General features: G+C 40.2%; 10 protein-coding genes. 8 read left to right on the top strand and 2 right to left on the bottom strand.

What is annotated here, in order from left to right:
• Positions 1 to 319: 319 nt before the first annotated feature.
• Positions 320 to 1,267, bottom strand: coding sequence for an NAD-dependent epimerase/dehydratase family protein (locus tag HWQ37_RS08080; protein ID WP_292745665.1), 948 nt, complete (start codon positions 1,265 to 1,267; stop codon positions 320 to 322).
• A 162-nt stretch (positions 1,268 to 1,429) separates the two neighbouring features.
• On the opposite strand from HWQ37_RS08080, the gene purD reads away from it, so the two are divergent.
• The 6 genes from purD to HWQ37_RS08050 all read left to right on the top strand — a co-directional run bounded on the left by purD (position 1,430) and on the right by HWQ37_RS08050 (position 7,677).
• The gene (gene purD / locus HWQ37_RS08075; protein ID WP_292745663.1) at positions 1,430 to 2,731 is read left to right on the top strand and encodes a phosphoribosylamine--glycine ligase; all 1,302 of its coding nucleotides are present in this window, start codon (positions 1,430 to 1,432) and stop codon (positions 2,729 to 2,731) included.
• A gap of 280 nt (positions 2,732 to 3,011) precedes the next feature.
• The gene (locus HWQ37_RS08070) at positions 3,012 to 4,259 is read left to right on the top strand and encodes a Druantia anti-phage system protein DruA (protein ID WP_292745661.1); all 1,248 of its coding nucleotides are present in this window, start codon (positions 3,012 to 3,014) and stop codon (positions 4,257 to 4,259) included.
• A 155-nt stretch (positions 4,260 to 4,414) separates the two neighbouring features.
• Positions 4,415 to 4,831 carry a XisH family protein gene (locus HWQ37_RS08065; protein WP_292745659.1) on the top strand — a complete coding sequence of 139 codons (417 nt, stop codon included), beginning with the start codon at positions 4,415 to 4,417 and terminating at the stop codon, positions 4,829 to 4,831.
• Positions 4,819 to 5,163 carry a XisI protein gene (locus HWQ37_RS08060; RefSeq protein WP_292745657.1) on the top strand — a complete coding sequence of 115 codons (345 nt, stop codon included), beginning with the start codon at positions 4,819 to 4,821 and terminating at the stop codon, positions 5,161 to 5,163. The genes HWQ37_RS08065 and HWQ37_RS08060 overlap by 13 nt, the downstream gene beginning before the upstream one ends.
• A gap of 146 nt (positions 5,164 to 5,309) precedes the next feature.
• Positions 5,310 to 7,256, top strand: coding sequence for a two-component system sensor histidine kinase NblS (nblS, locus tag HWQ37_RS08055; protein WP_292745655.1), 1,947 nt, complete (start codon positions 5,310 to 5,312; stop codon positions 7,254 to 7,256).
• A gap of 175 nt (positions 7,257 to 7,431) precedes the next feature.
• Positions 7,432 to 7,677, top strand: coding sequence for a type II toxin-antitoxin system RelN family antitoxin (locus HWQ37_RS08050; protein WP_292745653.1), 246 nt, complete (start codon positions 7,432 to 7,434; stop codon positions 7,675 to 7,677).
• A 322-nt stretch (positions 7,678 to 7,999) separates the two neighbouring features.
• Here the strand turns inward: HWQ37_RS08050 and HWQ37_RS08045 are convergent, their stop codons facing one another.
• Positions 8,000 to 8,371: a zinc ribbon domain-containing protein gene (locus tag HWQ37_RS08045; protein ID WP_292745651.1), complete on the bottom strand. Its 372-nt coding sequence runs from the start codon at positions 8,369 to 8,371 to the stop codon at positions 8,000 to 8,002.
• Between the two features lie 258 nt (positions 8,372 to 8,629).
• On the opposite strand from HWQ37_RS08045, the gene HWQ37_RS08040 reads away from it, so the two are divergent.
• Both HWQ37_RS08040 and HWQ37_RS08035 read left to right on the top strand, forming a co-directional pair.
• Entirely contained in the window at positions 8,630 to 10,039 is a 1,410-nt protein-coding gene (locus HWQ37_RS08040) for an AAA family ATPase (RefSeq protein WP_292745649.1), read from the top strand.
• Positions 10,039 to 10,782, top strand: a complete 744-nt coding sequence (locus tag HWQ37_RS08035) for a ParB N-terminal domain-containing protein (RefSeq protein WP_292745648.1) — start codon at positions 10,039 to 10,041, stop codon at positions 10,780 to 10,782. Before HWQ37_RS08040 ends, HWQ37_RS08035 begins: the two co-directional genes overlap by 1 nt.
• Positions 10,783 to 11,089 lie beyond the last annotated feature (307 nt).

The following is an 11,089-nucleotide window of genomic DNA, read 5'->3' as shown; positions in this document are numbered from 1 at the left end:
TCCGTGTTTCGCGCACTCTGTAGCAGCTTCCGCCTTCCCTGTAAGAGCTTCCGCCAAGACGTTTCCGTGTTTCGCGCAGTCTGTAGCAGCTTCCGCCTTGACGTTTCGGTGTTTCGCGCACTCTGTAGCAACTTCCGTCTTCCCTGTAAGAACTTCCGCCTTCCCTGTAGCAATTTCTGCCTTAACTGCTGCCTCCAGTCAGACATTGAGTCAGAGACTCAATGAATGCATTCCCAGGCGGCAGCCCAGGAACGAGGAAAGTCTAAGGTTTTTAGGACTTGTGTGTACACCGTAGGCTTGCGGGGAGGGGTGTTAAGTTCTAATACAAAGATTTCACCCACTCCCATTCCTGCGTCAACCCTTCCCTTAAGGAAACTTGCGGCTGATATCCGAGAATTTTTTGTGCTTTAGATACATCAGCCGCCGTGTGGCGTGCGTCTCCCATTGCCTTTTCTATATAGTTTTTTTTGATTGGCTTCCCAACAATTTTTTCAATCGTATCTAAGACTTCTGCTAAAACTACCCTGCTACCACCACCAATATTAAAGATTTCTCCCACTGCTTCGGGTGCGATCGCTGCGGCTAAATTAGCGGCGACAATATCACTAACAAAGGTAAACTCCCGCGTTTGCTGGCCATCGCCGTAAATCGGAATCGCCTCATCTTCTAAAATCGATTTAAAGAACTTATGAAATGCCATATCCGGGCGCTGCTTGGGGCCATAAACTGTAAAATAACGCAATGTTACACAAGGCACACCAAAGTTTTTGTGATACAGTTCACACAAAAACTCTGCTGCTAGCTTTGTAATCCCATAAGGAGAAACCGGTTGAGGACAAATTTTCTCGTGGGTAGGTAATGTTTCTGCATCACCATATACACTTGATGAAGAGGCAAACACTAATCTTTTCAGGTGTTTAGCATCTTTAGCTGCTTCTAACAAAACTTGTGTAGCGTTAATATTTCGTTCTGTATAGCCACAAAACGCTTTACCCCAACTTGCTCTAACACCTGCTTGCGCCGCTTGATGGTAAACTATATCAACATCTTTTAGGAGTTTGTGCCAATCTAAAAATTGCATATCTCCTTCAATTAGTGTAAAGCCAGGTGACTGATATAAGTGTGCAACATTGTTTTGCTTTAACATTGGATCGTAATAATCATTAAATTCATCAATCCCGATTACTTCTTCTCCTTGTTGTAGTAATGTTTCTGCAAGCTGAGAACCAATAAAACCTGCAACTCCAGTAACGATAATTTTAGCCATACTGCCGATTTTTTAATCCTGATTAACCGCTTATTCACAAGTACAGATTTCATCCTAACTGCCTCGTGCCTCCTTCAATCCCATATACTAAATCATGAAAAAATTGATCCGCGATCGCCAAATCAGGTATTCTCATTTTGCAAGGGACGCACGAGGAAATCAGTGAAAGTTTTAGTTGTCGGTAATGGGGGGCGCGAACACGCTCTAGCATGGAAACTGTTGCAATCTAAGCAAATTGAGCAAGTTGTCTGTGTACCAGGGAATGGAGGCACAGCAAGTATGGAACGTTGCCAGAACTTGCCCTTAGCAGTAGACGATTTTGAGGGGATGAGCCGATATGCTTTAGAACATGGCATAACTTTGGTAATAGTTGGGCCAGAAATCCCCCTATCTAAGGGAATCACAGATTACCTCCAAGACAAAGGATTGATGGTATTTGGCCCAGTCAGGGCGGGAGCGCAAATTGAGGCGAGTAAAGCTTGGGCAAAAGCCCTGATGCAAGAAGCAGGGATTCCGACGGCACGGGCTGCGGTATTTACTGAGGCTGGGGCAGCAAAATCTTACGTCAAATCTCAAGGAGCGCCCATTGTTGTTAAAGCTGATGGTTTGGCGGCTGGTAAGGGTGTAACGGTGGCTGAAACAGTTGCACAGGCAGAAAGTGCCGTTGATGCAATTTTTCAAGGACAGTTTGGCAGTGCTGGTGAATTTGTCATTATTGAAGAATGTTTGATTGGGCAAGAGGTGTCAGTTTTAGCATTGACTGATGGGTTAACAATTAGACCCTTGTTACCAGCTCAAGATCATAAGCGGATTGGTGACGGCGATACAGGCGAAAATACTGGCGGCATGGGAGCATACAGCCCAACACCCATTGCTACACCAGAGTTGATGGCACGCATTCAAACAGAAGTATTAGAAAAGGCGATCGCTACCTTAAGAGCAAAAGGCATTGATTACCGAGGCGTGTTGTATGCTGGGTTAATGATTGCACCCGATGGCAACTTGAAAGTTTTAGAATTTAACTGTCGCTTCGGCGATCCTGAAACCCAGGTGATTTTGCCACTGTTAGAAACACCCCTAGAAGAGTTGATTCTAGCCTGTGTACAGCAGCGCTTAAGTGAATTGCCGCCCATTGCTTGGAAAGGGGGAGCATCTGCCACTGTCGTCGCCGCTTCCGGTGGTTATCCAGGAGAATATGAGAAAGGACTGGTGATTACTGGCATTGAAGAAGCAGAGGCAACAGGAGCAACTGTATTTCATGCAGGTACAAAGTTGAACCAACAACAAGAAATAGTCACAGATGGGGGTCGAGTATTAAATGTGACTGGAATCGGAGAAAATTTTGAGCAAGCGATCGCTCAAGCCTACGCTAGTATCAAACATATTCAGTTTGAAGGGATGTATTACCGGAAAGATATCGGTCATAGAGTGGCGACTGGAAAGCAGGGGAAGCAAACCCCATAAGCGATCACATGATGTTGGTTGTTCAAGAAACTGTGCGAGTGATTCTTGCGTTATGAAACTCTATTTATTATGTGCCAGTAAGCTAACAATGGGGTACACCGCATGGACAATCCCGCACACTTAACAGGTATAGGGTAGCTAACGATGCCTAGATTGAACTATGTTTAGGCATCGTAGAGGTAAATGATAATGCTTGTATGAGAAGCTACTCGACAAATATTATACTAAGATTAAAAGCGTTAGGTAAAATCTTCTAAAGTAATACTGTTAAAGGCAAGATATGCCAGGAAAAGAAATCCCTGATAGTGCTATTGAGTTGGTTGCCAAACATATCAACACAAGAAGCAACAACAATTATCGTATTCCTGTGATTGGGCATGAGGAGAATATAGAAACTCCTCAAATATTTGAAATCATTCCGTTTGATCAAATTGATGATAGTGACAGAAGATTTTATGCGATAGATGGCAGCTATAACAGTGAGCAATTCTACAACGGCCTATGCATCGCTATTTATGCTGCTGGTTACATCTGCTTTCACAAGGGTAAGCAGATTAGGATGAACTCATTAGACGATCCAGTAATACTTGGACAGGCATATTATCCAGAAAATATTCTTATTACGCATCCAGGTCACTTGAATGCTATTTACGATGAGCTTCTAACTTTAGAGCCAATAAAATGTCTATTCAAATTTTTAGAAGATTTACCAGACAAGGTTTTTGCGTACAAAAGAGAACAAATTTGTGCAAATCTATCAACACTACTGGGAAGACGCATTCGATACTTTGTCTTCGATCATCAAAATGATAAGTTGATAGGGATAGTTGGTCTTTGTGATCCCGTTATTGGTTTGGGTGTTAGAGATGACCAATCCATCGGGTGGACAAAAAATCAAAAAATGCAGCGACTATATAACTGCATGACTGCATATATTCTTGGAGCAATCCCGCCATATAATAAGGTACTTGGCTCTAAGCTCATTGCCCTTACTTTAATGTTTCCAACAGTTCGTAATGATTTTTATCAAAAATATAAAGATAGTACTTCTGTTATTACTGGAGAAAATAAAAAGCCTTATCTTGTTTATATCGATACGCTAGGAGCATTTGGTAAGTCAGCAATTTATAATCGCCTAGTAAACTGGGATTTTATAGATTATACGAAAGGGCAAAGCCATCTTCATATAACAGCAAATGGTAGTTGGGAACTAATTAGGCAAGTTGTACCAAACGATGTTTTTAATAGTTATAAATTTGGCGAGGGTCCAAATTGGAAAATGCGTATCTTGAAAAGAGGTTTACGTGAACTTGGCTTGTCAGAAGATATGCTTAGTATTGGTTGGCAAAGAGGATATTATCGTTGCACCTTGGCTGAAAATTGGCAGAAGTATCTGCTGGGAGATACAAATCAGGTAGTATGGAAAGACTTTACTCACAGAGATTTAGTAAGCTACTGGCATGAAAAATGGGTCACTCCTAGACTGGATACTTTGCAAACTAATTTGGAGTTAGAACTTGATTTGTAAATTTTTCTAAAGCTCATGCGTTAAGATACCTTCAATATATTTAAAAGTTAATTTAATGTTTAAGACATCCAATCGAAATGCAGTCTGATGTCGGCTTTAAGACTGGCACTAATTTCCATCAGGCAGCGAGGCTAACTTATACTTATACTTAAGTTATGCCCAAGTTAGACATTATCCATAACGCGGTAAAAAACGCATTGATAAAGGACGGCTGGACGATTACAGATGATCCCTACGTAATTCAGTATCGAAGAACAACGTTGTACGCTGATCTCGGTGCTGAACGCGCCATTGCGGCTGAACGAGATAGGCAAAAACTTGTTGTTGAAGTGAAAAGTTTTGTTGGTGCATCAAAGATACAAGATTTTAAAGAGGCTCTCGGTCAGTATGACATCTACCGTTATCTTCTAGAGGAAACAGCGCCAGACCGTAAACTTTATCTTGCTGTCAGTGCGATCGCCCATAAAAGCTTTTTTAACCAGGATGTGATTCAACTCATCCTCCACAAGCATCAACTTCCACTTATTGTCGTCGATACAGAGACAGAGGAGATCACGCAATGGATAAATTAACTGAATATCCCCAGATAATTAAGCGTATCCTAACGGAGTATATAGAACTATCTAACCGTCGTCCTAACGGAGACATCGAAACATTCTTGATTATGGATGAGCCAAAAGGTCAGTATATTTGGATGAACCTTGGTTGGCAAAATGGCGAACGCATTACCGATATGACCGTCTACGTTCGGATTCGAGATTGCAAATTTTGGATTGAGGAAGATTGGACTGAAAATGCGATCGCAACTGACCTAGTTAGTGCAGGTGTTGCCAAGGAAGATATAATTTTGGCATTCCATGAGCCTAAGATGCGGCAGTACACAGATTTTGCAGTAGCATCGTAGCGGTGGCGAATTTTTTAGTTGTTGGGCTTTATAACATTCTTTCAATTTTCCCATCTCCCTCTCTCCCCTAGCATATTTGTCAAATTAACTGTTAATTTTTAAGTTGTTGGGCTTTATAACAAAGACTACTAACAACTTTATTTAAGATGCTAAGTCTGTTAAAAACAATTCGAGATGCGATCGCTAGTTGGTGGTCGGAGTTCACCCTCCAGACCAAGCTACTCGCTGTGGCTACAATGGTAGTTTCGTTGGTAATGAGTGGTTTGACCTTCTGGGCTGTAAATACAATTCAGCAAGACGCGCGGATGAATGACACCCGCTTTGGTCGTGATTTGGGGCTGCTGCTTGCTGCCAATGTTGCCCCCCTAGTCGCGGACAATAATCTCACAGAGGTTGCTCAATTTTCCCAACGCTTTTATAGCAGCACTTCTAGCGTCCGTTATATGCTTTACGCCGATGAAAACGGGGAAATCTTTTTTGGCATTCCCTTTTGGGATGCTGAGGTAGAAAACTCCCTTACCATTAAACGGCGGATACAACTGCCAGAAGATTACCCTGGTGATGGGGAAAAGCCGATGGTTCGGCAACACACAACCCCAGATGGGATAGTCACCGATGTATTTATTCCCCTGATTGTCAATAAAAAATACTTAGGTGTATTAGCGATCGGGATCAACCCCAATCAGACTGCTGTTATCTCCACCAATTTTACCCGCGATGTCACCATTGCCGTTTTTATCACAATTTGGGTAATGGTGATTTTGGCCGGAGTAATTAACGCCTTGACCATTACCAAGCCCATTAAAGAACTGCTGGTAGGGGTAAAGCAAATTGCTACCGGGAATTTTAAGCAGCGCATTAATTTACCTTTAGGCGGCGAACTAGGGGAATTAATTTTAAGCTTTAATGAGATGGCAGAGCGATTAGAGCGCTATGAAGAACAGAATATTGAAGAACTAACCGCAGAAAAAGCCAAGCTAGAAACCCTAGTTTCCACGATCGCAGATGGTGCAGTGTTGATTGATAACAATATGCAGGTGATTTTAGTCAACTCTACAGCAGAGCGAATTTTTGGCTGGGAAGCCGCTAATGTCGTAGGTTGCAATGTCTTACATCACTTACCTTCAGCCGTACAAATGGAAATCACCCGTCCCTTGTACGAAATGGCAGCAGGGGAATGTGAAAGCGCCGAATTCCGAATTTTTATTAACCAACCCACCCCACGAACGATCCGCATACTCTTAACTACAGTACTCAACTCGCAAAGAGAAAGCATCAAAGGTATTGCGATTACTATTCAAGATATAACCCGTGAGGTCGAACTAAACGATGCAAAAAGTCAATTTATCAGCAACGTTTCTCACGAACTGCGAACGCCTCTATTCAACATTAAAACTTATATTGAAACCCTGCACGACTACGGCGAAGACTTAGCTTTACAAGAACGGCAAGAGTTTCTGCAAACAGTCAACAATGAAACCGATCGCCTAACCCGCCTAGTTAACGATGTTTTGGACTTGTCAAAACTTGAATCTGGCCGCCAGTACAGTTTTGATGGCGTAGATTTAGCCCAAGCGATCGAGCAAACTTTGCGTACTTACCAACTCAATGCAAAAGATAAAGGTGTTGAACTTGTTCAGGAAGTTGCCCCCAATTTGCCGCTAGTATTAGGTAATTACGATCTTTTAGTACAAGTATTTGGCAACCTGATTGGTAATGCCCTTAAATTCACCAAAGCCGGTGGTAAAGTCTCAATCTGCGCCTACCAACTAGATTTCAAACCCAGTCACACCGAATCTGCACCAGTGCGGATTGAAATTTCCGATACTGGCATTGGCATCGCCACAGAAGATCAACACTCAATTTTTGAACGCTTCTTTCGCGTAGAAAACCGAGTTCACACCCTAGAAGGCACGGGTTTAGGTTTATCGATTGTCAGAAATATCATCGACAGACATCATAGTAAAGTCCATCTAGTGAGTGAAGTCGGCATTGGCACCACTTTTTGGTTCGACTTAGCCGCCTTTGAAGAAAAAGCGCCACTGATACAAGTTGAACCTATTGCAGAAGCATCCAAAATCACCACAGTTTGAAAATTGCGGAAGCATCCAAAATCATCACAGCCTGAAAATTAGGGATTGGTCATGGTTTGTTATTTTTGACCATTCCCGATAGTGGCGATTTTGGATGAAGCATTTGAGGGGATAGCTGCACTAGAATTATAAGTAGGTTGAATTGACTCTATATTTAGCAACACTATCATTATCTATGAAAGCAATTGAAACCACAGCGACAATTAATGAGAGTGGACAACTTACGCAGGGTAAATCACTGGGATTGATCAAACCGCAGCGTGTTCGTGTTATTGTCTTACTTTCTGAAGATGACGAAACAGATCCTGATGAAACACCTACAGAAATTGTTATAGAAGGTATTCGCCAAGGTTTACACGAAGCTTTAACTGGACAAACTCTTCCCCTCTCAGAAATGTGGTTAGGCATCGATGCAGAGTGAACCATAGCAACAATTCAAAAAGGAAAAAATGGAGGCTATTGAGTCATTTATTATCTAAAAACTGACCGAATTTTTGTGATACATCATCAATTCCAATTTAGTTGGGAAGACAATTTAAATATAAAATCGTAACTATTTAGGTCTGTATTAGGGACTTCCAAGAAATAAATTATCCAATCTTGTGGGGTGGGCATCTTGCCCGCCTTGGGCTGTGGGCGGGCAAGATGCCCACCCCACAAAGAATAGTTGAGTATTTTTTATTTGAAAGTCCCTTAGACTCAACACAGAAGCGTTATATTCCCCACTCCCCAGAAAACCCAAATCAAGACCTTAATATCACCAACAATAAACAAACCAATAATAAACCAAAAAGTAACAGCAAACCCTGATTGCGCTTGACCCAACTTTTCACAGTTACAGCAAAACTGTTAGTGTAACGCTGCTGTTCCATCTCTAACTTTGTCTCTTCAATATTTTGGTAGAGGGTACAGTCTTTGGCGTAGGGACGTTTAGGAAAATTGCAAGTATCATCAGCGTGATAGGTGCAGGTGTCGCACAGATACCCATTCCCAGTGGCGCGGTGCAATGGAATACCGGGATGACCGTAAGCTTTGAGTGTAGTCCGGCAATAAGGACAACTAATAGCTTGATTATTAACGAGTTGATGGCAGTGGGGACAAGATACAGTAGCCAAAACCTTTAGCGCAAATAGGTAAACACTTTGATTCTAGCCATTTACAGGGATAATGGAGAAATACATACGTAGCCTGTTAATTTTGAATATCGCTAGCTCTCAAAATTGGTTGCTTTATCAGCAGAAGTACTAATTTTGTGATGATTTTTTAGATTTTATAAGTGATTTCTATCACTCAACATAATTAAGGCTATGCCATAATCTAGCAAATATCAGGTTCTGTCCCAAGTCCAATAACTATTTAGAGGTAGAAAAATATTGCCTTTTAATCCTGAGATGTGCCGTAACGAAAGCGAAGTTGAAAGCAAACTCATAGTGCAATATTTGCTACCACAGTTAGGTTATACTCCTGACACCTGGCATCAAGAGATTGCCGTTGGTAGCATTCGCTTAGATTTCTTAGCATTTGCTGCACAAGTGATTCCCTTTGTCTTAGATGCCAACTCACCGCTGAGTGTCGTCATGGAGGCAAAGCATCCTAAACAAAACTTAAATCATCATGTCCCTCGACTCAGGCATTATTTAACCAGCTTGAATGTCAGGTATGGGTTGCTGACTAATGGCAAAGAGATTAGAATTTATCAAAAATTACAGACTGATATTCAGCTATTATTTCAATGTTCTGGGAAAGAAGTTGAGATCGAGATAGAAAAAATTCAATCTCTGATTGGTAGAAACAGTTTGCAGGAAAAATCTATCCAATATAATTTGGAGAATAAAGATATTCAAAGTAATAAAATACCAATTCAATTTATTTCTGATTTTAGTATTGAAAACAAGAGGCAACATTCAATGAAAACAATTGCAATTTACCATCATAAAGGTGGCGTAGGTAAAACCACAGTTGCTATTAATTTAGCAGCAGCCTTGAGTAAGAAAGGAAAAAGAATTCTTCTAATTGATATAGATGCTCAAGCTAATACAACTTTTGCTACTGGTTTAATTAAATTTCAATTTGAAGAAGATGATGATTTGAAAGACCGCAATGTTTATCATATATTAGAACAAGGTAAAACTAATTTTATACCAGAAATTGTTCGGAAATCTCATTTTTTTAATAACCCAGAAATTGATGTAATTCCATCACATATAAGCTTAATTGAAAATCAATCTAACCTTGTCGGTTTCGCTGCTAGTCGGTTTCGGCTATCTAGAAAATTAGAAAAAGTCAGAAATGATTATGATATTGTAATTATCGATACGCCACCATCCTTGGATCTCTATGCTGAAGCGGCGCTGACTGCTGCTGATTATTTAATAATTCCTTCAGACTTAAAACCATTTTCTAATCAAGGTTTGATCAGTGTCAAAAATTTTATTCAACAAAAAATATCTGAAAATAGGGAAGGTGAAGGTCAAGCACCTATCAAAATTATGGGCGTGCTTCCTTCTAAGATATCAACTAATGCTCAATATCTTAAGTATAATTTAAATAAGCATAAAGGTGTGATTACTGACCGTTATGAATTACCTCTTATGGATAGTACTATTTCTGAAAGGACAGCTTTTTCAGCTTGTATTAACAGAACTATACCATTAGGAAATCTGGAGATTCCCGATCCTAAATCTATTTTAGATTTTGCTGATAACGAACCTTCGGCAAATATAGCTGCTGCTGAATTTGAGTTTTTAGCTGTAGAAGTTCTCAGAAAAATGGAGATACAATAATGACTAAGTTTTTGATGGTAGATGTTGAAAGTGTTAATTCCAATGTTCCGCGTTCGGAATTCTCAGAATCTGATTTAAATATGATTGCAGATATGATCTTAAATTCAGGTGGAATTGTAAAACCTTTAGTACTTAAAAAGACTGGCTTTGAAAAATATGAAGTAGTGAATGGTCATTTTGAATACCATGCTGCCGTAAGAGCTAGTGAAAAAAACTCTATTGCTGGTGAAATGGTTAATGCATTGATTATTTCGCCAGAGAAAGAGGAAGCAATATTAAAGCAAACTGCTGCCCTTAGAGGGGTCGAGTTTTCTAATCAACCAGTAAATCCCATAACTCAAACAACAAATTTAGAATCATCGCGTATAGCAAATCTGGAATTGCGCCTTGAGAAACAACTCAATGATTTTAGGTCAGAATTAGCGCAAGAAAGAGAGAGGGTAGAAAATAAGCTAAATAAAATTCAAAGTCAGATACCCAAACAAATTAGACCTTTAGATGTATTTAACACTCTAAGTTTATCAGAACTGACTTTGAGATTAGTAAATGCTGGTTTTAGCAATCAAACAGCCACTAAGGTTACTGAAAGTGTGGAAAAAGAACGTAATAAAAAACCGTTTGCATCTTTGAATGATGTAGTTGCACGGGTAAAAATTACAAGTGGGAAAAGACAAGTTAAAGGCATAACTAGCGATAAAATGATCGCTATTATTGATAGCTGGTCACGTACCTTGTTTACTTAAAATTTAGTTACATCTGAGTTGCAAGAATAATTCGGGGCTAATATGGATAGTCTGGAATCTAAAATTGTTGAAATTTTAAAACGCGGCACTCCCATAAGAGCAGTAAAAATTCCTGAAATGCTGGGAGTTGAAAGACGGGAAGTCAACCATTATTTATATTCTTCCTTGAAGAATATGGTTAGTCAACTGAGATCCAGTTCAACTTACCAATCTACCCCAACTATTCCACAAAATAGGTAGATTTGCCATATTCTTTTCTAGATAACGTGAAAAGTAAGTTGCACAATATATCAATCCCTAACCCTGC

This window comes from Nostoc sp. NMS4 (assembly GCF_017115095.1).
Lineage (GTDB): Bacteria > Cyanobacteriota > Cyanobacteriia > Cyanobacteriales > Nostocaceae > Nostoc.
This window is presented reverse-complemented; position numbering and strand designations above follow the sequence as displayed.

Excerpts from the sequence above, each read along its gene's own strand:
- HWQ37_RS08080 (WP_292745665.1), bottom strand. The coding sequence starts at position 1,267 with ATGGCTAAAATTATCGTTACTGGAGTTGCAGGTTTTATTGGTTCTCAG.
- HWQ37_RS08070 (WP_292745661.1), top strand. The coding sequence starts at position 3,012 with ATGCCAGGAAAAGAAATCCCTGATAGTGCTATTGAGTTGGTTGCCAAA.
- HWQ37_RS08065 (WP_292745659.1), top strand. The coding sequence starts at position 4,415 with ATGCCCAAGTTAGACATTATCCATAACGCGGTAAAAAACGCATTGATA.
- HWQ37_RS08060 (WP_292745657.1), top strand. The coding sequence starts at position 4,819 with ATGGATAAATTAACTGAATATCCCCAGATAATTAAGCGTATCCTAACG.
- nblS (WP_292745655.1), top strand. The coding sequence starts at position 5,310 with ATGCTAAGTCTGTTAAAAACAATTCGAGATGCGATCGCTAGTTGGTGG.
- HWQ37_RS08050 (WP_292745653.1), top strand. The coding sequence starts at position 7,432 with ATGAAAGCAATTGAAACCACAGCGACAATTAATGAGAGTGGACAACTT.
- HWQ37_RS08035 (WP_292745648.1), top strand. The coding sequence starts at position 10,039 with ATGACTAAGTTTTTGATGGTAGATGTTGAAAGTGTTAATTCCAATGTT.